The following is a 23,340-nucleotide window of genomic DNA, read 5'->3' on the forward strand; positions in this document are numbered from 1 at the left end:
CGAGAAGAGCGGATGCCGAAGCATCCGCTCTTCGCGTCGACTGACTAGTCGAGGGTGCTGGGGGCGATGCCCTCGCCCTGCGTGCGGGTCTCGCCCTCGTGCTCCTTGAAGCGGTCGAACGCCTCGCCGACGAGTCGCTCGGCCTCGGCGGCATCCGCCCACTCGTCGACCTTGACCCACTTGTTGGGCTCGAGGTCCTTGTAGTGCTCGAAGAAGTGCGCGATCTCCTTCTGGAGGTACTCGGAGATGTCGCCGACGTCCTGGATGTGCGCCCAGCGCGGGTCCTTGGCGAGCACCGCCACGACCTTGTCGTCGCCGCCGGCCTCGTCGCTCATCTTGAGGACGCCGACGGGGCGGACGCTCGCGAGGATGCCGGGAGCGAGATCGACGTCGAGGATGACCAGCACGTCGAGCGGGTCGCCGTCCTCGCCGAGGGTGTTCTCGAAGAACCCGTAGTTGGTGGGGTAGCCCATCGGCGTGTAGAGGATGCGGTCGAGGAACACGCGGCCTGTGCCGTGGTCGACCTCGTACTTCACGCGGCTGCCCCGCGGGATCTCGATGACGGCGTCGTACGCGCCCATGGTGGTACTCCTTCGGAAGACGGTGGGATGCCGCCGCCCAGCCTAGTCGCGCTCGCCCGGCGCATAACTCCTGCACTTTCGTGCCCCGGGGCCGGTCGGGGGCCCGGTTCGAGGCCGGCTGGCCGCGATCGGCGCCGGATGTGCAGGAGTTATGCGCCGGCGGCGCAGGCGACGCCCGACATCGGCCGTGCTCGCCCTGCGGCGTGCTGTCGCGGCAGCGCGGGTACGGTGGGCGGGTGAGCGACCGCAGACCCGGACTCGACCCCGCCGTCGCCGAGGTGCGTCGCGCGGTGCGAGAGGCGCTGACCGGACTCGCCGAAGGGTCGGTCGTCGTCGTGGCCCTCTCCGGCGGGGCCGATTCGCTGGCGCTCGCCGCGGCGGCCGCGTTCGAAGCCCCGAAGGCCGGCGTGCGGGTCGTGTCCGTGACGGTCGACCACGGGCTGCAGGAGGGATCAGCGGATGCCGCGGCCGCCGCCGCGGCGCAGGCTCGGCACTTCGGGATCGAGGCGCGGATCGTGCGCGTCACCGTCGAGGCCGGCGGCGGTCCCGAGGCCGCGGCGCGCTCCGCGCGCTACGCGGCGCTGCGGGACGAGGCATCCGCTCTCCGCGCCGCCGCGATCCTGACCGGCCACACGCTCGACGACCAGGCCGAGACCGTTCTCCTGGGTCTGGCTCGGGGTGCGGGCGCGTCCAGCCTGCAGGGGATGGCGGCCGCCGGTGACCTCGACGGTGTGGCGCTGCTGCGGCCGCTCCTGGGGGTTCGCCGCGTGACGACCCGCGCCGCGTGCGCCGCGGAGGGCCTCGTCCCGTGGGACGACCCGCACAATGCCGATCCGCGTTTCGCGCGGGTGCGCGTGCGCCGGACCGTGCTGCCCCTGCTCGAGGCCGAGCTCGGGCCGGGCATCGCCGAGGCGCTGGCCCGCACGGCCGCGCAGCTGCGCGAGGACGCCGAGGCCTTCGACGAGATGATCGACGAGACGATCGAGGACATCGTCGAGCACGTCGAGGCCGGCATCTCGGTGTCGGCCGGCGCGCTCGCGGCGAACCCCGCGGCGCTGCGGCATCGGATCATCCGGCACGTCGTCGCGAGCGAGTTCCATCAGAGCCTCACCCGTGTGCAGACGCTCGAGGTCGCACGGCTGGTGACCGACTGGTCGGGGCAGGGGCCCATCGACCTGCCCGGATGCCGCGCGCAACGCGTCGGCGGGCGCATCGAGTTCACCGCACGGGCCGCATCCGACTGACCGACCGGCCGTGCGCTGCAGTTCCCGTCGACCGCTGCGGCGCGCGACGCCGCGCTCGTCGGGATGTGCCGCGCCAGCCACCGGGACACCGAAATCGGATCCTGGGGGTTCCGCCTAGACTCTGTCCATGCGTGCGGCCGACATCCAGAGCGAACTGACCGAGATCCTCGTCACCGAGGAGCAGATCCTGGCGAAGCTCGAGGAGATCGGCGCACGCGTCGCCGTCGACTACGAGGGGAAGGACCTTCTTCTCGTGGGGGTGCTCAAGGGCGCGATCATGGTGATGGCCGACTTCTCACGCACCCTGCCCAAGACCGCGCCGATGGACTGGATGGCGGTGTCATCGTACGGCGCCGGCACGAAGTCCAGCGGTGTCGTGCAGATCCGGAAGGACCTCGACACCGACCTCCACGACAAGCACGTGCTGATCGTCGAGGACATCATCGATTCCGGCCTCACCCTGAGCTGGCTCCTCGAGAACTTCGAGTCGCGCGGTGCCGCCTCGATCGAGGTCTTCGCGCTGCTGCGCAAGCCGGATGCCGCCAAGGTCCAGGTCGACTGCAAGTACGTGGGATTCGACATCCCGAACGAGTTCGTCGTCGGCTACGGCCTCGACTACGACGAGAAGTACCGCAACCTGCGCGACGTCGCGGTCCTCGCGCCTCACGTCTACTCCTAGAACGACCCGCCGCGGGTTCCTCCCGGCGTCTCGCCCGACAGGGCATCCCGCGCAGCGCCGCGGCGCGACGGCGCGATTACGCCGGAGGCGTGTTTCGACACGCTCGCTGGCGCTCGCTGCTCAACAACCGGTTCGGCGTCGGCTTACGCCGTCGGCGAATGCACAGTCAGCGCCTAGGAACGCCGCGATACCCTGAATCCACCGTCGCCGAGGCATCCGTGCGCCCCGAGGCGGGTTCGTCGACGAAAGGGACCGGGCTCGCGCCCGCACCATGGACTTCAAGAAGATCACCCGCAACCCGCTCTTCTACGTCCTGCTGATCGGGGTCTTCCTCATCGTGGGGTTCTCGCTCATCTCGAGCTTGAACGGCGCGAAGCAGATCTCGACGCAGGAGGGGCTCGAACTGCTCGGCGGAGACACCGTCGTTGAGGTGCTGAACACCGACGGCGATCAGCGCGTCGACATGAAGCTCTCCGACGAGTACGAGGGTGCGAAGGACGTGCAGTTCTACTACGTCCAGGCCCGTGCCGACGAGGTGGTCGCGGCGATCGACGCCGCCGACCCGAAGGACGGCTTCGACGATGCCGTGCCGCGCGCAACCTGGTTCGACGGGTTCATCTCGCTGCTCATCCCGATCCTGCTGCTGGGTCTGCTGTTCTGGTTCCTGCTGTCTTCGGCCCAGGGCGGGGGAAGCAAGGTCATGCAGTTCGGCAAGTCCCGGGCGAAGCTCGTGACCAAGGAGATGCCGCAGGTCACGTTCGCCGACGTCGCCGGCGCCGACGAGGCCATCGAGGAGCTCGAAGAGATCAAGGACTTCCTCAAAGACCCGGCCAGGTTCCAGGCCGTGGGCGCCCGCATCCCGAAGGGCGTGCTGCTGTACGGCCCCCCGGGAACCGGCAAGACGCTCCTCGCCCGCGCGGTCGCCGGCGAGGCGGGCGTGCCGTTCTACTCGATCTCGGGGTCGGACTTCGTCGAGATGTTCGTCGGCGTCGGTGCGAGCCGCGTGCGCGACCTGTTCAACCAGGCGAAGGAGACCTCGCCCGCGATCATCTTCATCGACGAGATCGACGCGGTCGGCCGCCACCGCGGCGCCGGCATGGGCGGCGGGCACGACGAGCGCGAGCAGACGCTGAACCAGATGCTCGTCGAGATGGACGGCTTCGACCCGAAGGCGAACGTGATCGTGATCGCGGCGACGAACCGCCCCGACATCCTCGACCCGGCTCTGCTGCGCCCTGGACGCTTCGACCGTCAGATCGGCGTCGACGCGCCCGATCTTCGCGGCCGCCAGCGCATCCTCGAGGTGCACGGCCGCGGCAAGCCGCTGGCCGACGGTGTCGACCTCGAGGTCGTCGCCCGCAAGACACCCGGATTCACCGGAGCCGATCTCGCGAACGTCCTCAACGAGGCCGCCCTGCTGACGGCTCGTTCGAACGCGCAGCTGATCGACAACCGCGCCCTCGACGAGGCGATCGACCGCGTGATCGCGGGTCCGCAGCGGCGCACGCGCGTGATGAAGGACAAGGAGAAGCTGATCACGGCGTACCACGAGGGCGGGCACGCCCTGGTCGCCGCCGCGATGAACCACAGCGACCCGGTGACGAAGATCACGATCCTGCCGCGTGGCAAGGCCCTGGGCTACACCATGGTGATGCCGCTCGACGACAAGTACTCCATCACCCGCAACGAGCTGCAGGACCAGCTCGCGTGGGCGATGGGCGGCCGTGTCGCAGAGGAGGTCGTGTTCCACGATCCGACCACCGGCGCCTCGAACGACATCGAGAAGGCGACGAGCATCGCCCGCCGCATGGTGACCGAGTACGGCATGACCACGGAGGTCGGACCGGTCAAGCTCGGCCAGTCCTCTGGCGAGGTCTTCATGGGCCGCGACATGGGTCATGGCCGCGATTTCTCGGAGCGGGTGGCGGAGCGCGTCGACGCGCAGGTGCGCGCACTCCTCGAGCAGGCGCACAACGAGGCGTACCACGTGATCAACGAGAACCGCGACGTGCTCGACCGGCTCGCGCTGGAGCTGCTCGAGAAGGAGACGCTGGACCACCTCGAGATCGCCGAGATCTTCGAAGACGTCACGCGCCTGCCTCCTCGGCCGCAGTGGCTCTCCAGCGAGCAGCGCCCGGTGTCGGTCCTGCCCCCCGTGCAGGTTCCTGTGCGCGGCGAGCCCGTCGGCGCGGCCGTGCAGGAAGAGGCCGAGCAGCCGGTGCCCGAGAAGGCCGCCCAGCGCCGCCCCAGCGGTCAGGCGCGTCCCGCGACCGCGTAGGCTCGGCCCGTGGCCGTCGATCGTGAGCGCGTGGCCGCGCTCGTGCGTGAACTGCTCGAGGCGATCGGTGAGGATCCCGACCGCCCCGGTCTGCGTCTGACCCCCGGGCGCGTCGCCGACGCCTACGCCGAGTTCTTCTCGGGTGTGGGCGCGGATGCCTCGGCTCCGCTCGCGCACACCATCTCGGTGGCGCGCGGCCCCGCCCCCGACACGCTGCCCTCCGGTGCCGTCATGCTGCGCGACATCCGCTTCCGCTCCGTGTGCGAGCACCACCTGCTTCCGTTCCGGGGCCACGCGCACATCGCGTACCTCCCCGGCGAGCAGGTCGTCGGCCTCGGCGCGCTGCCGAAGGTCGTCGACGTGCTCTCGTCGCGCCCGCAGGTGCAGGAGCGGCTCGGAGAGCAGATCGCGGATGTGATCGCGGCATCCCTCGACACCCGCGGTGTCCTCGTCGTCCTCGACGCGTCTCACGAGTGCGTCACGATGCGCAGCGGACAGCAGTCGGATGCCTCGACCGTGACGATCGCCGCACGCGGCGAGCTCGCCGATCCGGTGGCGCGGGCCGAGCTGATCGCCCTCCTGTCGGGCGGTCACGGCGGAGGGCGCGAATGACGCTCGTGATGGGCATCGTCAACGTCACGCCCGACTCGTTCAGCGATGGCGGGCGGTACCTGGATGCCGGGGCCGCCGTCTCGCACGGGCTGTCGCTGCGCGCGCAGGGCGCCGACATCCTCGACGTGGGAGGGGAGTCGACGCGGCCCGGCGCCGAGCGGGTCGAGCCCGCCGTCGAGCGGGATCGCGTCGTGCCGGTCGTGCGCGCCCTCGCCGAGGCGGGAGTCGTGGTCAGCATCGACACGATGAACGCGACCACGGCGCTCGCGGCCGTCGAGGCCGGGGCGCGGATCGTCAACGACGTCTCCGGCGGGCTGGCCGATCCCGAGCTTCTGGCGGCCGTCGCGCCGACCGGCGCCGACGTCGTCCTCGGTCACTGGCGCGGGCCGTCGGCCGACATGTACGCGCAGGCCGAGTACGGCGACGTGGTCGCCGAGGTCCTCGGCGAGCTCGCACGGCGGATCGAGGCGGCTGCGGCCGCGGGCATCGCACCGTCGCGGGTGATCCTCGACCCGGGGATCGGGTTCGGCAAGCGGGGCGATCAGAACTGGGCGGCGCTGCGGGGAACGACGCGTCTGGCGGGTCTGGGGTCGCGCGTGCTGATCGGCACGAGCCGCAAGCGCTTCCTCGCGGAGACACTGACGGCCGAGGCCGGCGCCGAGTACACGGATGTCGGAGAGGATCGACTCGACCTCGGCACGGCCGTCACGAGCGTCCTCGCGGCGCACGCCGGAGCGTGGGGCGTCCGCGTTCACGATGTCGCTGCGACGGTCGACGCGCTGCGGGTCGCACGGGCTTGGGAGGGGGAGAGCCGATGGGCGTCGCCGACGAGATCACGCTGACGGGGCTGCGGGTCTTCGGCCGCCACGGTGTGTACGACGAGGAGCGCCGCGACGGCCAGGACTTCGTCGTCGATGTGACGCTGCGCCTCGACACCCGCCCTGCGGCCGCGAGCGACGATGTCGCCGACACGGTGCACTATGGCGAGATGGCCGAGCAGATCGCCGCGATCGTCGGCGGTGAGCCCGTCGATCTGCTCGAGACGCTCGCCGCGCGCATCGCCGAGCACCTGCTCGGGTACGAGCTGGTCGACGGCGTGCGCGTCACGGTCCACAAGCCTCAGGCACCCATCCCGCTCTCCTTCGCCGACGTGTCGGTGACGATCGAGCGCGGGCGAGGCGGCCGATGAACCGGCGTCTCGCGCAGGGCTTCCAGGGCGACATGGTGCCCTCGCGTCATGCCCCGGTCGAGGCCGTGGTGGCGCTCGGAGCGAACCTCGGCGACCGCGCCGAGACCCTCGCGGCGGCGATCGACGAGCTCCGCCGGCTGCCGCTGGTCGACGACGTGCGGGCGTCCGAGCCCGTCGAGTCCGTTGCGGTGACGCTCGAGGGACCGGATGCCGCGGCCCCGGCCTATCTCAACGCGGTCGCGATCCTCACGACGCGGCTCGGCCCGTCGGTGCTGCTCGGGTACCTCCACGCGATCGAGGAGCGCCACGGCCGCGAACGCCGCGTGCGGTGGGGCGATCGCACGCTCGACCTCGACCTCATCACCTACGCCGATCTCACGAGCGAGGCCCCGGCGCTGCTTCTTCCCCACCCGCGCGCCGCCGAGCGCGACTTCGTGCTGGCGCCATGGCTGTCGCTCGACCCTGACGCGAGCCTGCCCGGTGTGGGGCGTGCGGATGCCGCGCTGGCCTGGCTCGAGGACGCCGGATGAGGCGCACCAGTGCGGGGGTCCTCGTCGTCGCCGCGGCGCTGGGCGTGGCCGCCGGCTTCCTGCTCGACCAGGTGCTCACCGCTGCGGGCCGGCCCACCTTCACTCCCGCAGTGACGCTGCCGATCCTCCTCGTGCTCCTCGGCGCGGTGATCGTCGCGCTCGCCGTGCCGATCCGGCGAGCGACGCGCGGGCAGGGCACGTCCTCGGTCAACCCGTTCCGCGCGCTCCGGGTCGCGATGCTCGCGAAGGCGTCCAGCATCCTCGGGGCCGCGCTGGGAGGCCTCGCTCTCGGACTGCTCGTCTTCCTCGCGACCCGACCCGTCACACCCTCGCTAGGCTCGATGGGGACGGTGATCGCGACCGCCGTCTGCGCGGCGCTGCTGGTGGTCGCAGGTCTCGTCGCGGAGCACCTGTGCACGATCCGGAAGGACGACGATGACGAACAGCCCGGAGGCGACGACCCCGGACTCGAGCCCCGCATCCACGGCCACTGAGCCGTCAGGGGCCACGTTCGAGAGCCTCGCCGAGCCGCGGTCGGACAACCGCCTCGCGCTCGAGTCGGGCGTGTGGCATCAGATCTCGCCGAAGTACGTGCGGGTGCAGTTCATCTCCACGGGATCGTTCCTGCTGATCGTCGTCGCCGCGACGCTCGTCCTGGCGCTGGTCCTGCATCAGCCCTGGGCGTGGATCCCCGGCGGCATCCTCACAGTGATCATGGTCTGGACCCTGGCGATCCTGCCGCGGCAGGCCCGCTCGATCGGGTATCAGCTCCGCGACGACGACCTCGTGTTCCGCCGCGGCATCCTGTGGCAGCGCTTCGTCGCGGTGCCGTACGGGCGCATGCAGCTCGTCGACATCACCCACGGCCCCCTCGACCGCGGGTTCGGGATCGCGCAGCTCAAGTTCGTGACGGCCGCGGCCTCGACCGGCGTCGTGATCCCCGGTCTCGAGCAGCAGACGGCCGAGACCCTGCGCGACCATCTCGTCGCGGTCGCGGAGAGCCGGCGCACGGGCCTATGACCGATCCCGTTCCTTCGCCCGACGCCCCGCCCCGCGGGCTCGTGCGCTCGCCGCTCAGCGACGGCGAGTGGCATCGCCTGCACCCGCTGACGCCGCTGCTGCGCGGCGGACTGTTCCTCATCGTCATCGTCGGCATCGTCGTCGCGAATCTGCGCGACCGGCTGCTGGTGATCTTCCTGCCGTGGCTCGCGCCCGACCTCGGCGGCGACTTCGACGAGGAGCTGTCCGAGTGGGAGGGCTCCGGAGGCGACCCGATCGACTTCATCATCGCGAACAACCTCTACCTGGTGGCCGCGCTCGCGGTGCTCGGGGTGCTCGTCATCCTCATCGCGGTGTTCTACATGTCGTGGCGGTTCCACACGTTCCGCATCACCGACGACGACGTCGAGGTGCGCAGCGGCATCCTGTTCCGCACGCAGCGCCGCGCGCCCCTCGATCGGGTGCAGGGCGTCAACCTCACGCGGCCGATGATCGCCCGGCTGCTCGGCATGGCGAAGCTCGAGGTGGTCGGCGCGGGTGCCGACGCGAACGTGAAGCTCGAGTACCTCTCGACGTCCAACGCCGAGGCGGTCCGCGCCGACATCCTCCGGCTCGCTTCGGGAAGGCGACTGGCGGATGCTGCCGCCGCCGCGCCGTCTCCCGGTTCGAGCCCGCGGCCGGACGGCCGGCTGTCCGCGCTGAGCCAGACCGTCGGGCGCGAGATCACCGGGCTCATCGAGGGTCCGGAGGCACCCGTCGACGTGCCCGAGTCCGTCGTGAACATCCCGTTCGGCCGGCTCGTGGCATCCCACGTCGTCAGCATGTCGACCATCGCCCTCATCGCGGCCGCCGTCGCGGTCGGGATCGGCGTCTCGCTGGGCGTGACGTGGCTGCTGTTCGCGATGGTCCCGACGCTCATCGGATTCGGGGCGTACTGGGTGCGCTCGATCGTGCGTTCACTGCGCTACTCGATCGCTCCGACCCCCGACGGGGTGCGGATCACGTTCGGCCTGCTCACGACCGTGACCGAGATCGTGCCGCCCGGTCGCGTCCACGCCCTCGAGGTGACGCAGCCGATCCTCTGGCGCCCCGCCGGCTGGTGGATGATCCGGATCAATCGGCTGACCGGGCGCAGCGCCGGCGACACCTCGACGGACCAGTTCACGACGGTGCTCCCCGTCGGCACGGCGGCCGACGTCGAGCGCGTGCTGCGCCTGCTGCAGCCGCACGTTCCCGAGGCCGAATGGCCGCTCATCGTGCAGGAGGGTGTTCTCGGCCCCGGCGAGACCGACAGCTTCACGAACACTCCTCGCCGCGCGTGGTGGATCCGGCCGCTGTCGTTCCGTCGCAACGGATTCCGCCTCACCGGCGATCTGCTGCTGCTGCGGCGCGGTGTCATCTGGCGCAAGCTCGCGATCCTCCCTCTCCCGCGCCTGCAGAGCCTCGGCCTGCACCAGGGGCCGTTGGATCGGATGTCGCGCGTCGCGACCCTGCGCGCGCACGTCGTCACCGGCCCCGTGTACGCCAACCTCTCCGCGATCGATCGGGACAGTGCGCTCGCGCTCTTCGCCGATGCGTCCGGTGCGGCCGTGCTCGCGGCATCCGGCGATCGCTCGCATCGATGGGCCGAGGAGTCGCCGGTCGGCGGGGGATCGCCCGCACCCGTCGGATCCGCGCTGGATGCCGTCGGCGCCGTGCCGGGTACGGCGGGCGCCGTGCCGGGTGCGGCGGACGAGGCCTCTCCTCCCGTGGCGCCCGAGGAGCGCGCATGAACCGGGACGGACGTCTCGGCGTCGGGATCATCGGTGCAGGCAAGGTCGGCCCGGTCCTCGGGGCGGCACTGGGCGGCGCGGGCCATGCGGTCGTGGGCATCACCGCGGGCTCCGATACGGAGCGCGTGGAGGCGATCCTTCCCGGTGTGCCCACGCTCGATCCGGCCGAGGTGCTGCGGCGCAGCGAGCTGGTGGTCGTGGCGGTTCCGCACGACCAGCTGGAGGGGCTCGTCGCCGGGCTCGCCCTGCTGGATGCGTGGCAGCCGGGCCAGCTGGTGCTGCACACCGATCCCGCGTACGGCACGGGCGTGCTCGCGCCCGCGATGGCGCAGGGCGCGATTCCCCTGGCGGTGCACCCGGCGCTCGTGTTCACGGGGACGTCGATGGATCTGCGCCAGCTCGCGACCGCGTACGCGGCGGTCACTGCGCCGGCTCCCGTTCTTCCGATCGCGCAGGCGCTCGCCGTCGAGCTGGGCTGCGAGCCCGTGGTGATCGCAGAGGAGGATCGCGCGACGTATGCCGAGGCGGTCGGCGCGGCGACGGAGTTCTCGCGCTCGATCGTGCGGCAGTCGGCGGGCCTGCTGGCCGCGGCGGGGGTGCCGAACCCCGGGGCGTATCTGTCGGCGCTGGTGCACTCCACGATCGACCACGCGCTCGCCGAAGCGGGGTCCGGTCCCCCGAGCGATCCCCCCGCTACGATCAACGGATGATCAGCACCGTCGACGAGCTGCACTCCCGTCTGGCAGAGGCCAGGGCCGCCGCTCCGGAACGGGCCCGGGTCGCGCTCATCTCGACGATCGGCGCACTCCACGACGGTCATATCGACCTCGTCCACCGCGCGCGCGAGGTCGCCGAGATCGTCGTCGTATCGGTCTTCGTCAATCCGCTGCGCTTCGCGACCACGGCGGAGTTCGCCGGCTACCCGCGCACCTCGGACGACGACGAGCGCCTGCTCGAGTCCCTCGGCGTGGATGTCGTGTTCGCCCCCGACACGGCAGAGCTGCTTCCGGACGGGACCGCGACCACGAAGGTGAGCGCGGGGGATCTCGGCCTGCGCTACGAGGGCCGCACGCGTCCCTTCTACTTCGACGGCCTGCTGACGGTCGAGGCGAAGCTGCTGAATCTCGTGAGGCCGGATGTCGCGATCTACGGGGAACGCGATCCGCAGCGTGTCTTCCTCGTCCGGCGCATGATCCGGGACCTCTTCTTCGGTGTCGACGTCGCCACGGTCGAGACGGTCCGCGACGACGACGGTCTTCCCGTGTCGACGCGTGTCGGCATGCTCGAGGACCGCGACCGCGCCGCCGTCGGCCTGCTTCCGGCCGCGCTCGACGCAGCCGCTTCGAATGCCGACCGTGGTGTCGATGCCTGCATCGCGGCTGCCCAGTCGGCGCTCATGGGGGAGACGCGCATCCGACTCGAGTACCTCAGCGTCGTGGATCCGACGACCTTCCTTCCCGTCGACGAGGGCCATCAGGGCCCCGCACTCGCCCTCATCGCGGCGAGCGTCGCCGGCCACCGGTTCATCGACAACGCGCTGATCTACATCAGCTGACACACGGGGGCGACGATGAGGGTCACACGGATCGGCGGGCCGACGGCACTCGTGGAGTGGGACGGCTGGCGCATCCTCACGGATCCCACGTTCGACCCGCCGGGACGCACCTACTCCTTCGGTTTCGGCACGAAGTCGACCAAGACCACCGGGCCGGCCATCCCGCTCGACCAGCTGGGTCGGATCGATGCCGTGCTCCTCAGCCACCACCATCACGCGGACAACCTCGACGACGCCGGGGCCGAGATGCTCGGCCACGTCACGACGGTCCTGACGACCCGCGCCGGCGCCAAGGCGATCGCCCACCCTGACATCCGCGGGCTCGCGGCCGGCGACAGCACGACACTCCAGGCGGAGGGCCGTCCGACGATTCGCGTGGACGCGACTCCCTGCCGCCACGGCGCACCGTTCACCCGTCCGATCGTCGGACCGGTGGTGGGCTTCGCCCTCACGCGGGACGGTGCGGCCCGCCCCGGGCTCTGGATGACCGGCGACACCGTTCTCTACGGCGACCTCCGCACGGCTGCTGCAGGCATGCAGCCCGCCGTCGCGCTCGTCCACATCGGATCGGTGAAGTTCCCGATCTCGGGCCCGCTCGCCTACACGATGAACGCCCACGACGCGGTCGAGCTGATCGGTCTCGCCGAGCCGGGAGTCGCGGTGCCGGTCCACGTCGAGGGGTGGAGCCACTTCTCCGAGCAGGAGGCGGCGGCCGCCCGCGTCTTCGAGGCGGCATCCCCGTCTGTGCACGATCGCGTGACCTGGGCACCGCTCGGACAGCCGATCGAGCTGGGCTGAGCCCGCTCTGGCTGAACAGGGAGGGCTCACGCGGCGCGGATAGACTTGGCGGCGACTTTCGCGAGGAGCCCCACCGATGACCGACACGCCCGTCACCCCGCCCGCCGAGGCGCTCGAACCGACCGACGAGGACGTCTTCGAGCAGAAGGCCGTGCGCCTCGCCAAGCGTGAGCGACTCATGGCGGAGCGAGCGGATGCCGCCGCCGGGCCCTACCCGGTGAGCCTGCCGATCACCGACACGATCCCCGCATTGCGCGAGCGATTCGGCGACCTCGAGGCCGGCGCCGAGACCGGAGTGACCGCCGGCGTCGCCGGCCGCGTCGTGTTCAGCCGGAACACCGGCAAGCTCTGCTTCGCCACCCTGCAGTCGGGTGACGGCAGCCGCATCCAGGCGATGGTCTCGCTCGCCGCCGTCGGGGAGGAGTCCCTGCAGGCGTACAAGGAGCTCGTCGACCTCGGAGATCACCTCTTCGTGAAGGGCGAGGTCATCTCCAGCCGTCGCGGCGAGCTGTCGATCATGGTGTCGGAGTGGACGATCGCCGCGAAGGCGATCCTGCCGCTGCCCAACATGTACAGCGAGCTCAGCGAGGAGAGCCGAGTGCGCAGCCGCTACCTCGACCTCATCGTCCGCGATCGTGCCCGCGAGACCGTCATCGCTCGCGCGAAGGCGAACGCGAGCCTGCGTGCGACCTTCGCGAGCCACGACTTCCTCGAGGTCGAGACGCCGATGCTGCAGGTGCAGCACGGCGGGGCATCCGCTCGTCCGTTCGTCACCAACTCGAACGCCTTCGACGCCGATCTCTACCTGCGCATCGCACCCGAGCTGTTCCTCAAGCGCGCCGTGGTGGGCGGTATCGACCGCGTCTTCGAGATCAACCGCAACTTCCGCAACGAGGGTGCCGACTCGACCCACAGCCCCGAGTTCGCGATGCTCGAGGCCTACCAGGCGTACTCCGACTACAACGGCATCGCCGACCTGACGCAGGAGCTCATCCAGAACGCCGCGGTCGCCATCGCCGGCTCAACCACCGTCACTTGGGCGGACGGCACCGAGTACGACCTCGGCGGGCAGTGGGAGCGCCTGTCGATGTACGGCTCGCTGTCCGAGGCATCCGGCCGGCAGATCACCCCCGAGACCCCGCTCGCGGACCTCGTCGCCTTCGCGAACGAGGTCGGCGCCGACCTCCCGCCGCACGCGACACACGGCAAACTGGTCGAGGAGCTGTGGGAGCACTTCGTGAAGCCGGGCCTCACCCGGCCCACGTTCGTGATGGACTTCCCGGTCGACACGAGCCCGCTCGTGCGCGAGCACCGCACCATCGCGGGCGTCGTCGAGAAGTGGGACCTCTACGTCCGCGGCTTCGAACTCGCGACGGGGTACTCCGAGCTCGTCGACCCGGTCATCCAGCGGGAGCGCTTCGTCGAGCAGGCCAAGCTCGCCGCGCGCGGTGACCTCGAGGCCATGCGCATCGACGAGGAGTTCCTGCGGGCGCTCGAGCACGGGATGCCGCCGACCGGCGGGATGGGCATGGGCATCGACCGCCTGCTCATGGCGATCACCGGGCTCGGCATCCGCGAGACGATCCTCTTCCCGCTGGTCAAGTAGCACGCTCAGCGCGGCGCCGCCGGTCGCCGGAACGCCCAGTCGGGCAGGTGGCCGGCATGCACGAACGAGCGCACGATCTCGCTGAGACCGTGCTCGGGCTCGATCGCGCACGCCGCGCGGGCGTAGCTCTCGGCGTGGGTCGAAAGGCCGAGCGCCCACGCCAGCCACGCGCACAGGGAGAGTGCGCCGGGCCGTGACGCCCGGGGCGCGAGAGCGGCGATCTGGCGAGTCAGAGCAAGGGCGTGCTCGAGACGGTCGGGATCGGGTCGGTCACCCTCGCCCCACATCCGCATGGCGAGGTGCGCGGGATACTCCTCGCCCGATTCCCAGCGCAGCTGTCCATCGAGCGCGCGGTCGCCGTCGTCGAAGGTGCCGCTCCACTGCACCAGGGCGACGTCTCGCAGCGACGGCCGCGCCAGGCACCAGGCGAGGGCGGCGGCGTCGTACGGTGCGGGGTCGTCGACCGGCCATCGGAGGGCGTCCTCGAAGAAGCCGGGCAAGTCCTCCAACCGGCACACCGCCGCCAGCGCCTGCGGGTCGACGCGCGCGTCATCGGCGGCGGATGCTTCGTGCTCTGCGCCGTCTCCGCAGAGCACCTCGGCCGCCCGTGCGAACGCGTGGAGAGCGCGCCCGACGCGCTCGGTCTCGACGAGCGAAGTCGTCGGGAGCTCCGCGCCGCTGGACTGGTCGCCGTCGAGGACGTCGTCCACGTCCTCCGCTCCCGGTGGCACGACCTCGAGCGCGGCGAGCGGCCGTCCCCCGCGCGGGAGTGCCGGGTCGAACACCGATCCCCACCCGTCGGCCGCGACGCACAGGGCGTCGGTGACGCGCAGCCCTGATGCGTCGGCGCGGCGCTCGAGCGCGTCGAAGAGGTCGGGATGCGGCATCCGCTCACCCTCGAAGAGGGCGTCGGTGTAGGCGACCGCCGCGACGGCGTCGGCGTCGGGGAGGCGGCACGCCATGCCGATCACGGTCGCCGCGTAGGCATCGACCGCCTCGGCGTCGGCGGGGAGATCGAATCGCATCGCGCCGAGGCTGCGGGAACCCGCGAACGGGATCATCACGAGGCTGCGCGTGGGGACGTAGCCCAGCATGCGCGGGACGAGGGCGAGGAACTCTGCGGCATCCGCCGCTTTGACGATCGTGCTCATGCCGATCGACTCTGCGGGGTCCGGCGGCGCGGTGGAGCGGCATCCGGCGATCTGGGAGTCGCCGCCCGGACGACGTGCCTGTGGGGAAGGGGCCGACGGGGGACCGCGAGAAGACACGTATCCTTGACGCATGGACGATTACTGGGTCGCCGTCCTCTGGACGCTGCTTCCGACGATCGTCGTCAGCGGGATCTTCTTCTTCGTGCTCCGCAGCATCATCCGCGCGGATCGCACCGAACGCCGGGAGTACGCCCGCATCGAGGCCGAGGAGCGGGCGAAGCGCGGTCTCCCGCCGGCCGCGGCATCCACCGAGCCCTCGCCCGCCGCGGAGGGCTGACCCCGGTCCCCACTACGCTGGGGCACACGCCGTCCGGGAGCGCGAGGAGCCAGGGTGATCAGCATCACGTTCGACGCGACGTGGTGGCTGGTGCTCGTCTTCGTGACCGACCTGGCGATCCGCATCGCCGCGATCATCATCGTGCCGCGCAACCGGCGCCCGACCGCCGCGATGGCGTGGCTGCTGGCGATCTACTTCATCCCGATCGTCGGTGTGTTCCTCTTCCTGCTGATCGGCAACCCGCGCCTGCCGCGCAAGCGTCGCCGCAAGCAGGAGGACATCAACGAGTACATCCACGAGACCTCGGCGTCCCTCGACTTCGGCACGCTGCGCCCACACGCGCCCGACTGGTTCACCTCGCTCGTGACGCTGAACCGCAATCTCGGCGCCATGCCGCTCGCCGGCGACAACTCCGCGCACATCATCGGCGGCTACCAGGAGAGCCTCGATTCGATGGCGGACGCGATCCGCAAGGCCGAGCGCTACGTGCACGTGGAGTTCTACATCTTCCAGACCGACGCGGCGACGGACAACCTCTTCACCGCACTCGAGGAGGTCGCGGCGCGCGGGGTCACGGTGCGCGTGCTGCTGGACCACTGGGCCAACCGCGGCAAGCCGTTCTACAAGGCCACGCTCAAGCGCCTCGACGCGATGGGCGCCCAGTGGCACCTGATGCTCCCGGTGCAGCCGCTGAAGGGTAAATACCAGCGACCCGACCTGCGCAATCACCGCAAGCTCGTCGTCGTCGACGGGCGAATGGCCTTCACGGGTTCGCAGAACGTCACCGACTCGACGTACAACCTGAAGAAGAACATCAAGCGGGGCTTGCACTGGGTCGACCTGATGGTGCGCATCGAGGGGCCGGTCGTGGCATCCGTCAACGCCGTCTTCCTCTCGGACTGGTACAGCGAGACCGACGAGGTGCTGACCGACGAGATCGACCTCTTCGCCGTGAAGTCCGGCCCGGGCGACCTCGACTGCCAGATCATCCCCTCCGGCCCCGGGTTCGAGTTCCAGAACAACCTCAAGCTGTTCGCCGCCCTCCTCTACTCGGCCCAGCGCAAGATCATCGTCGTCAGTCCCTACTTCGTGCCCGACGAGGCACTCCTCCTTGCGATCACGACGGCGTGCCAGCGTGGCATCCATGTCGAGCTGTTCGTCTCCGAGGAGGGCGACCAGGCGCTCGTCTACCACGCGCAGCGGAGCTACTACGAGGCGCTGCTGCGCGCGGGCGTGAAGATCTGGATGTACCAGCGACCCTTCATCCTGCACTCGAAGTCCATGACCATCGACGACGAGGTCGCCATCGTCGGCTCGAGCAACATGGACATGCGCTCGTTCGGTCTCAACATGGAGATCTCGATGCTCGTGCGCGGGGAGGAGTTCGTCCGCGAGATGCGCGCGGTCGAGGACGGCTACCGCTCCCTCAGCCGCGAACTGACCCTCGAGGAGTGGGAGAAGCAGCCGCTGCGGTCGACGGTCCTCGACAACCTCGCCCGGCTGACCTCGGCCCTGCAGTAGGTGATTTTGCGGGTGATCGTGACCCTTCCGTGACCACCGTCCCTGAGATTCCGCGGGTGATGGGGACACCATAGTGACGACGGATGCCGCGGCCTCGGCATCTGCGCCGTTCACGGAAGGGTCTCCCATGGCACCTCGCAACCGCATCACCCTCGCCGGACTCGGTCTGGCTGTCCTCCTCACCGGTGTCCTCACCGCGTGCGCGACCGGCAGCGGCGGCGACCCGTCCACGGCGGGCACGCCGTCGGACGATGACGCCGGCGAATCGCAGGAGGTCGGCGCGGCCTGGCTCGACGGCGGCCGCATGATCGGCATCGTCACGCAGGGCAGCTCGACGTGCATCCCCACCGCCGAGGCCACCTACGCGAATGACGTCATGACGGTGACGCTCACCGAGCCTGAGGAAGCCACCGCCTGCACGCAGGATCTCGTCCCGCGCGTCTCGCTCGTCGGAACGCCCGAGGGCGTCGACCCCGCGGCCGGCGTCGAGATCGAGGTGACCGGCGACGGCTGGAGCGGCGACACCGACCTCGAGGGCGTGCCCGACCTGGCGGTCGGCGGAGAGACCGACTACCTGCCCAGTGCCGGCTGGACCGACGTCGACGGCCAGTTCGTGATCCTCACGTGGGGATCGTCCTCGTGCGTCCCCGTGGTCGAGAACACCGAGGCCACGAGCGCCACCGAGATCACGGTCACCTTCGCGACGCCCGCCGAGGACCAGGTCTGCACGATGGACATGGCTCCCCGCGGCACCGTGACCGCGGTCCTCGAGGTCGAGGACGAGGACGCGCAGGTCTTCGCGATCCTCACCGGCGCCGAGTTCGACAACATCCGGATCCCGATCTCCCCCAACTGACGCCGGAGTGACGGATGCCTCGGGCCGAGGCATCCGTCCCCTTCGCGTTCGTCGGATCGGCCGTTCTCCGGAGATCGCCCGTTCTCAGGACGCGAACCCCGCGTCCCGTCCGCGGAAGCGTCGATCTCCGCAGAAGCGGCGAGCGCTCAGTCGGCGCGGACGAGCAGCTCGCCGATCTCGCAGTCGAGCGCGCGGCAGATCGCCGACAGCGTCGAGTAGCGGATCGCCCGCGCGCGGTCGTTCTTGAGGATCGACAGGTTCACGATCGAGACGCCGACGAGCTCGGACAGGCGCGTCAGGGTCATCCCGCGCTCCTCGAGCAGCTCGTCGAGCCGGCAGTGGACCCCGGAGGGGCCTTCGTCGTCGGCGGGGCTCATGCGCGCCGCACCGTCAGGCCCCGGACGGGAGCCGACCAGGTTGTCGTTCGCTCCACGATCATCAGACCAGGGCCTCCGTGTCCTTCTGCATCCGCACGCCCAGCTGGAACGCGGTGGCGACGAGCGCCAGGCTGAACGCCCAGCCGACCGGAGCGAGGTCGAGGGTGAGGAACCATCCCGTGAGACCTTCGTACGGTCCCTCCCCGGCATCACCCGCCGTGATCACCTGCTCGCCCAGGAAGGCGACGACCGACGCTCGCGCCGCGCTGCCGAGCACCTGCGAGCCCAGCCCGCCGATGAGGACCGCCACGGCCGCGACACCGACCACATGAGGCAGCGACCGCACGAACGGGCGACCCCGCAGCACGGCGACCGCGAGCCACGCGACGGCGGTGCCGATCGCGATCCCGGCGGCCAGGGGCAGCGCGAACTCGAGGTAGAGCAGCCACCGCGTGCCGTCGGGCAGGCCGGCGACCTCGAGCCACGCCGACTCGTACCCGGCCCCGACGATCGCGTCGGACTTCTCGGCGAACTCCGGCACGGCGGCATTCCCGAGGGGGAACCCCGTGATGCGGGACGGTTCGGCGCTGAAGACCTGGATGGCGCTCGTGACGAGGAACACAGCGCTTCCGGCCGCGACGAGCATGGCGCCCGTGCCGACGAGGGCGACCGACCACTCCTCGACGCGCGACAGTCCGTCTTCGCCCGTGCGGCGCCGGCTGCGGACGAGCACGATCACGAGCGCGGTGCCCACGAGGATCGGCAGCGCGACCCAGAGGATGAGGAATCCGGAACCCATCACGAACCTCCATATCGATAAACGTTGTTATCGAAAAACGATAACCCGAATGGATGCCGCGGCACAAGCATCCACCCCGCTCCGCCCCTGGCGAACACGCCCTTGCGGCATCCGTCGCGCCCGTACCCTCGTCTGTAAGGAGCCAGAAGTGCATCACCGCACGCCGAGCACCCCGGAGGAAAGACGATGTTCGAGAGATTCACCGACCGTGCCCGTCGTGTGGTCGTCCTCGCCCAGGAAGAGGCGAAGATGCTCAACCACAACTACATCGGCACAGAGCACATCCTGCTCGGTCTCATCCATGAGGGTGAGGGTGTCGCAGCCAAGGCCCTCGAGAGTCTGGGAATCTCGCTCGACGCCGTGCGCGAGCAGGTGCAGGACATCATCGGGCAGGGTCAGCAGCAGCCGACCGGCCACATCCCCTTCACGCCGCGCGCCAAGAAGGTGCTCGAGCTGTCCCTGCGCGAGGCGCTGCAGCTCGGCCACAACTACATCGGCACCGAGCACATCCTGCTCGGCCTCATCCGCGAGGGCGAGGGCGTCGCAGCCCAGGTGCTCGTGAAGCTGGGCGCCGACCTCAACAAGGTGCGCCAGCAGGTCATCCAGCTGCTCTCGGGCTACCAGGGCAAGGAGCCCGCGGGCGTCGCCAGCGGTGCCGGCGAGCAGAGCCAGGGCACCACCCAGGGCGGCTCGCAGGTGCTCGACCAGTTCGGCCGCAACCTCACGCAGGCCGCGCGCGACAACAAGCTCGACCCGGTGATCGGACGCGAGAAGGAGATCGAGCGCGTCATGCAGATCCTGTCGCGCCGCTCGAAGAACAACCCCGTCCTCATCGGCGAGCCCGGTGTCGGAAAGACGGCGGTCGTCGAGGGCCTCGCCCAGGCCATCGTCAAGGGCGACGTCCCCGAGACGCTCAAGGACAAGCAGCTCTACTCGCTCGACCTCGGCTCGCTCATCGCCGGCTCCCGCTACCGCGGTGACTTCGAGGAGCGCCTGAAGAAGGTCACGAAGGAGATCCGCACGCGCGGCGACATCATCGTCTTCATCGACGAGATCCACACGCTCGTGGGCGCGGGTGCCGCCGAGGGCGCGATCGACGCCGCGTCGATCCTCAAGCCGCTCCTCGCCCGTGGCGAGCTGCAGACGATCGGTGCGACCACGCTCGACGAGTACCGCAAGCACTTCGAGAAGGATGCTGCGCTCGAGCGCCGCTTCCAGCCGATCCAGGTCGCCGAGCCGAGCCTGCCCCACGCGATCAACATCCTGAAGGGGCTGCGCGACCGCTACGAGGCGCACCACAAGGTGCAGATCACCGACGGCGCCATCGTGGCCGCGGCGAACCTCGCCGACCGCTACATCTCCGACCGCTTCCTGCCCGACAAGGCCATCGACCTGATCGACGAGGCCGGCGCCCGCCTGCGCCTGTCGATCCTGTCCAGCCCGCCCGAGCTGCGCGAGTTCGACGAGAAGATCGCCAACGTGCGCGAGCAGAAGGAAGTCGCCTCCGAGGAGCAGGACTTCGAGAAGGCCGCGTCGCTGCGCGACGAGGAGAAGTCGCTCCTCGCCGAGCGCCTGCGCCTCGAGAAGCAGTGGCGCTCGGGTGACGTCGCGACGCACGCGGTGGTCGACGAGGGGCTGATCGCCGAGGTGCTCGCCCAGGCCACCGGCATCCCGGTGTTCAAGCTCACCGAGGAGGAGTCCAGCCGCCTCGTCTTCATGGAGAAGGCGCTGCACCAGCGCGTCATCGGCCAGGAGGAGGCGATCGCCGCACTCTCCAAGACGATCCGCCGCCAGCGCGCCGGCCTCAAGGACCCGAAGCGCCCCAACGGCTCGTTCATCTTCGCCGGCCCCACGGGCGTCGGAAAGACCGAGCTCGCCAAGGCGCTCGCCGAGTTCCTCTTCGACGACGAGCACGCGCTCATCTCGCTCGACATGTCGGAGTTCGGTGAGAAGCACACCGTCTCGCGTCTGTTCGGCGCCCCTCCCGGATTCGTCGGATTCGAAGAGGGCGGCCAGCTCACCGAGAAGGTGCGCCGCAAGCCGTTCTCGGTCGTGCTGTTCGACGAGATCGAGAAGGCACACCCCGACATCTTCAACTCGCTGCTGCAGATCCTCGAGGAGGGTCGCCTGACCGACGGTCAGGGACGCGTCATCGACTTCAAGAACACCGTGATCATCATGACGACGAACCTCGGGTCGTCGGCGATCGCCGGTGGACCGGTCGGATTCCAGGTCGAGGGTGACAGCGGCACCACCTACGAGCGGATGAAGGGCAAGGTCAACGAGGAGCTCAAGCGCAACTTCAAGCCCGAGTTCCTCAACCGCGTCGACGACATCATCGTCTTCCCGCAGCTCGACAAGGATGAGCTGCGCCAGATCGTGGGACTCTTCACCAAGCGCCTCGGCGAGCGTCTGCTCGACCGCGACATGACGGTGGAGCTCTCGGTCGCCGCAAAGGACAAGCTCATCGACATCGGGTTCGACCCGGCGCTCGGCGCCCGCCCGCTGCGCCGCGCCATGCAGCGCGAGGTCGAGGACCGCCTGTCGGAGAAGATCCTGCACGGCGAGCTCAACCCCGGCGACCACGTGAAGGTCGATGTCGAGGACGGCGAGTTCGTGTTCGAGCACGGCCCGCGCGGCGAGAAGGTCGCGGTGGGCGTGGTCCACAGCGGCGAGATCACCGCCACCCCCGACCTCGCGGCGAACGCGTAACGGCTGAACGAACGAAGAGCGGATGCTGCGGCATCCGCTCTTCGTCGTTTCCGGGTGTCGCGGCAACTCTGTCGGAAAACGAGGAGAAACCGGGCGAGAGTCTGCGTGACCGGCGCACTCCGCGGCGAGTCTCCTCATTTCCCGACGCGCGCCACGCCCTACCCTGGACGGATGAGCGAGTTCACGGTCCGGGCGGCCACGACGCAGGATGTGCGCGGCATTCAGGCGATGCTGGAGCCGTTCGTGCAGCGCCGGATCCTGCTCGGCAAGGACCTCGTCGTGCTGTACGAGGCGACCCAGCAGTTCGTCGTCGCCGAGAACTCGGACGGCGAGCTCGTCGGCTGCGGCGCGCTCCACGTCATGTGGGAGGACCTCGGCGAGATCCGCACGCTCATCGTCGTCGACGACTGGCTGCACCGCGGCGTCGGCCGGGGCATCGTCGAGCACCTCGAGGAGAACGCGCGGCGCCTCGGGCTCGCACGGCTGTTCTGCCTCACCTTCGAGGTGGAGTTCTTCACCCGCCGCGGCTTCGCGCCGATCGGCGAGCAGGTCGTCGATCCTGACGTCTACTCGCAGCTCATCCGCTCTCCCGACGAGGGCGTGGCGGAGTTCCTCGACCTCGCGCACGTCAAGCCGAACACGCTCGGCAACACCCGCATGCTGAAGGCGCTTCGTTGAGACCCGGCGTCGGGTCGTACGTCTTCGGCTCCCTGGGTCTGCTCGCATTCGTCGCAACGGCGTACCTGTACGTCGGCGCCGCTGCCCTGCTGCCACCGTGGTGCATCGTCATCCTCGCGGCTGCGTGGATCGGACTGCTGGCGTTCGCGATCTGGCTGATGCGCATGTCGCCCGGGTGGGTGCTCGCGATGCCGGTGCTCTCGGTGATCGTCCTCGCCCTGGTGACGGGCGTGCTCGAGTTCATCCTCGTCCTGACCTGGTAGACAGGGCGCGCCGGGCGGGAGCGGAGGATGCCTCCGCCTACCCTTGAAGGATGACCGGTCAGTCCCCCCGCAAGCGGCACTCCCCGGCGGTGTATCGCCGTCGCAGGCTCTTCGTGCTGATCGCCGCGGTCGTGGTGGTGGTCGCGGTCGTCTGGCTGCTGGTGGCCCAGCCCTGGCGGGGTGCGGCATCCGAGTCCTCCGCTCCTCAGGTGTCGCAGACGCCGGATGCCTCGTCCCTCCCGGTTCCGACCGGCGAGGCCACCCCCGGGGCCACGCCCACGGGCGACGCTGCCGCGGGCGCTGGTGCGACGCCGAGCCCGTCGGGAACGCCGGGCTCGACCGTCGCGGTGTGCTCTGCGAGCGATGTGACGGTCGAGGCCGTCACCGATAAGACCTCGTACGCTGCGGATCAGCAGCCGGCGTTCACGATCCGGCTGACCAACAGCGGCGGATCGGACTGCACGCTCAACGTGGGAACGAGCACCCAGGTCTACACGGTGACGAGCGGCAACGACACGTGGTGGCGGTCCACCGACTGCCAGAGCGAGCCCAGCGACATGATCGTCACGCTCGAAGCCGGCCAGTCCGTCTCGAGTGCCGCTCCACTGGTGTGGGACCGCACGCGCTCGGCCGTCGCCACCTGCGGCGAAGACTCGCGACCGCGCGCAGCGGGCGGGGGAGCGTCGTACCACCTGGCCGTCTCGATCGGCGGGATCGCGTCCACGCAGACGACGCAGTTCCTGCTGTACTGACCGCGGCTCCGCTTCCCCGGGCACGGAAAAGGCCCCCGGGGTTGGGGACTC

25 protein-coding genes are annotated in these 23,340 nt (G+C 70.1%); 21 read left to right on the plus strand and 4 right to left on the minus strand.

Translation table 11 applies throughout. The features are described 5' to 3' along the window. Positions 1-44: 44 nt before the first annotated feature. Positions 45-581: an inorganic diphosphatase gene (ppa, locus tag ASD93_RS14435; RefSeq protein WP_056124011.1), complete on the minus strand. Its 537-nt coding sequence runs from the start codon at positions 579-581 to the stop codon at positions 45-47. 236 nt (positions 582-817) lie between these two features. Here ppa and tilS point away from each other — a divergent pair, with 236 nt between their 5' ends. From tilS to lysS, 14 genes are all read left to right on the plus strand, one after another. Continuing rightward, positions 818-1,825 (plus strand): tRNA lysidine(34) synthetase TilS, encoded by a 1,008-nt coding sequence (tilS, locus tag ASD93_RS14440; protein WP_056124013.1) that lies wholly within the window; start codon positions 818-820, stop codon positions 1,823-1,825. Between the two features lie 127 nt (positions 1,826-1,952). Then, entirely contained in the window at positions 1,953-2,504 is a 552-nt protein-coding gene (gene hpt, locus ASD93_RS14445; protein ID WP_056124016.1) for a hypoxanthine phosphoribosyltransferase, read from the plus strand. A 271-nt stretch (positions 2,505-2,775) separates the two neighbouring features. Next, positions 2,776-4,782, plus strand: a complete 2,007-nt coding sequence (gene ftsH / locus ASD93_RS14450) for an ATP-dependent zinc metalloprotease FtsH (protein ID WP_056124019.1) — start codon at positions 2,776-2,778, stop codon at positions 4,780-4,782. 9 nt (positions 4,783-4,791) lie between these two features. Then, positions 4,792-5,394 (plus strand): GTP cyclohydrolase I, encoded by a 603-nt coding sequence (gene folE, locus ASD93_RS14455; RefSeq protein WP_056124021.1) that lies wholly within the window; start codon positions 4,792-4,794, stop codon positions 5,392-5,394. After that, positions 5,391-6,236: a dihydropteroate synthase gene (folP, locus tag ASD93_RS14460; protein WP_056124024.1), complete on the plus strand. Its 846-nt coding sequence runs from the start codon at positions 5,391-5,393 to the stop codon at positions 6,234-6,236. Before folE ends, folP begins: the two co-directional genes overlap by 4 nt. Further along, entirely contained in the window at positions 6,209-6,583 is a 375-nt protein-coding gene (folB, locus tag ASD93_RS14465) for a dihydroneopterin aldolase (protein WP_056124027.1), read from the plus strand. The genes folP and folB overlap by 28 nt, the downstream gene beginning before the upstream one ends. Continuing rightward, positions 6,580-7,113 carry a 2-amino-4-hydroxy-6-hydroxymethyldihydropteridine diphosphokinase gene (gene folK, locus ASD93_RS14470; RefSeq protein ID WP_056124030.1) on the plus strand — a complete coding sequence of 178 codons (534 nt, stop codon included), beginning with the start codon at positions 6,580-6,582 and terminating at the stop codon, positions 7,111-7,113. The genes folB and folK overlap by 4 nt, the downstream gene beginning before the upstream one ends. Further along, positions 7,110-7,607 (plus strand): DUF3180 domain-containing protein, encoded by a 498-nt coding sequence (locus ASD93_RS14475; protein WP_056124033.1) that lies wholly within the window; start codon positions 7,110-7,112, stop codon positions 7,605-7,607. Before folK ends, ASD93_RS14475 begins: the two co-directional genes overlap by 4 nt. Beyond that, positions 7,549-8,133, plus strand: a complete 585-nt coding sequence (locus tag ASD93_RS14480; protein WP_056124037.1) for a PH domain-containing protein — start codon at positions 7,549-7,551, stop codon at positions 8,131-8,133. The genes ASD93_RS14475 and ASD93_RS14480 overlap by 59 nt, the downstream gene beginning before the upstream one ends. Next, positions 8,130-9,884 carry a PH domain-containing protein gene (locus ASD93_RS14485; protein ID WP_082569357.1) on the plus strand — a complete coding sequence of 585 codons (1,755 nt, stop codon included), beginning with the start codon at positions 8,130-8,132 and terminating at the stop codon, positions 9,882-9,884. Before ASD93_RS14480 ends, ASD93_RS14485 begins: the two co-directional genes overlap by 4 nt. Next, positions 9,881-10,594, plus strand: coding sequence for a Rossmann-like and DUF2520 domain-containing protein (locus tag ASD93_RS14490; RefSeq protein ID WP_056124041.1), 714 nt, complete (start codon positions 9,881-9,883; stop codon positions 10,592-10,594). The genes ASD93_RS14485 and ASD93_RS14490 overlap by 4 nt, the downstream gene beginning before the upstream one ends. Next, the gene (gene panC, locus ASD93_RS14495) at positions 10,591-11,439 is read left to right on the plus strand and encodes a pantoate--beta-alanine ligase (protein ID WP_056124043.1); all 849 of its coding nucleotides are present in this window, start codon (positions 10,591-10,593) and stop codon (positions 11,437-11,439) included. The genes ASD93_RS14490 and panC overlap by 4 nt, the downstream gene beginning before the upstream one ends. A 15-nt stretch (positions 11,440-11,454) precedes the next feature. After that, on the plus strand, positions 11,455-12,237 hold the full coding sequence (locus ASD93_RS14500; RefSeq protein ID WP_056124045.1) for an MBL fold metallo-hydrolase: 783 nt from the start codon (positions 11,455-11,457) through the stop codon (positions 12,235-12,237). Positions 12,238-12,313: 76 nt separating this feature from the next. Continuing rightward, the gene (gene lysS / locus ASD93_RS14505; RefSeq protein WP_056124047.1) at positions 12,314-13,843 is read left to right on the plus strand and encodes a lysine--tRNA ligase; all 1,530 of its coding nucleotides are present in this window, start codon (positions 12,314-12,316) and stop codon (positions 13,841-13,843) included. 5 nt (positions 13,844-13,848) lie between these two features. Here lysS and ASD93_RS14510 read toward each other — a convergent pair whose 3' ends face one another. Next, positions 13,849-14,994, minus strand: coding sequence for a DUF4192 family protein (locus ASD93_RS14510; protein ID WP_056124059.1), 1,146 nt, complete (start codon positions 14,992-14,994; stop codon positions 13,849-13,851). Positions 14,995-15,124: 130 nt separating this feature from the next. Between ASD93_RS14510 and ASD93_RS14515 the strand changes: the two genes are divergently transcribed. The 3 genes from ASD93_RS14515 to ASD93_RS14525 all read left to right on the plus strand — a co-directional run bounded on the left by ASD93_RS14515 (position 15,125) and on the right by ASD93_RS14525 (position 17,708). Then, positions 15,125-15,331: a hypothetical protein gene (locus ASD93_RS14515; RefSeq protein WP_056124061.1), complete on the plus strand. Its 207-nt coding sequence runs from the start codon at positions 15,125-15,127 to the stop codon at positions 15,329-15,331. Between the two features lie 54 nt (positions 15,332-15,385). Then, positions 15,386-16,852: a cardiolipin synthase gene (cls, locus tag ASD93_RS14520; RefSeq protein ID WP_157536972.1), complete on the plus strand. Its 1,467-nt coding sequence runs from the start codon at positions 15,386-15,388 to the stop codon at positions 16,850-16,852. A gap of 127 nt (positions 16,853-16,979) precedes the next feature. Next, entirely contained in the window at positions 16,980-17,708 is a 729-nt protein-coding gene (locus ASD93_RS14525) for a hypothetical protein (protein WP_056124064.1), read from the plus strand. Positions 17,709-17,854: 146 nt separating this feature from the next. Here the strand turns inward: ASD93_RS14525 and ASD93_RS14530 are convergent, their stop codons facing one another. Beyond that, complete coding sequence (locus ASD93_RS14530) at positions 17,855-18,085, minus strand: helix-turn-helix domain-containing protein (protein ID WP_056124067.1); 231 nt, start codon at positions 18,083-18,085, stop codon at positions 17,855-17,857. Positions 18,086-18,146: 61 nt separating this feature from the next. After that, positions 18,147-18,884, minus strand: coding sequence for a hypothetical protein (locus ASD93_RS14535; RefSeq protein WP_056124070.1), 738 nt, complete (start codon positions 18,882-18,884; stop codon positions 18,147-18,149). A 186-nt stretch (positions 18,885-19,070) separates the two neighbouring features. On the opposite strand from ASD93_RS14535, the gene ASD93_RS14540 reads away from it, so the two are divergent. The 4 genes from ASD93_RS14540 to ASD93_RS14555 all read left to right on the plus strand — a co-directional run bounded on the left by ASD93_RS14540 (position 19,071) and on the right by ASD93_RS14555 (position 23,289). Further along, positions 19,071-21,596, plus strand: a complete 2,526-nt coding sequence (locus tag ASD93_RS14540) for an ATP-dependent Clp protease ATP-binding subunit (RefSeq protein WP_056124076.1) — start codon at positions 19,071-19,073, stop codon at positions 21,594-21,596. A 171-nt stretch (positions 21,597-21,767) separates the two neighbouring features. Next, positions 21,768-22,274 carry an amino-acid N-acetyltransferase gene (locus ASD93_RS14545; protein WP_056124077.1) on the plus strand — a complete coding sequence of 169 codons (507 nt, stop codon included), beginning with the start codon at positions 21,768-21,770 and terminating at the stop codon, positions 22,272-22,274. After that, positions 22,271-22,537, plus strand: a complete 267-nt coding sequence (locus tag ASD93_RS14550) for a hypothetical protein (protein ID WP_056124080.1) — start codon at positions 22,271-22,273, stop codon at positions 22,535-22,537. Before ASD93_RS14545 ends, ASD93_RS14550 begins: the two co-directional genes overlap by 4 nt. A 50-nt stretch (positions 22,538-22,587) precedes the next feature. Then, entirely contained in the window at positions 22,588-23,289 is a 702-nt protein-coding gene (locus tag ASD93_RS14555) for a hypothetical protein (protein ID WP_200950706.1), read from the plus strand. The last annotated feature ends 51 nt before the right edge of the window (positions 23,290-23,340 follow it).

Source organism: Microbacterium sp. Root180, from assembly GCF_001428485.1.
Lineage (GTDB): Bacteria > Actinomycetota > Actinomycetes > Actinomycetales > Microbacteriaceae > Microbacterium.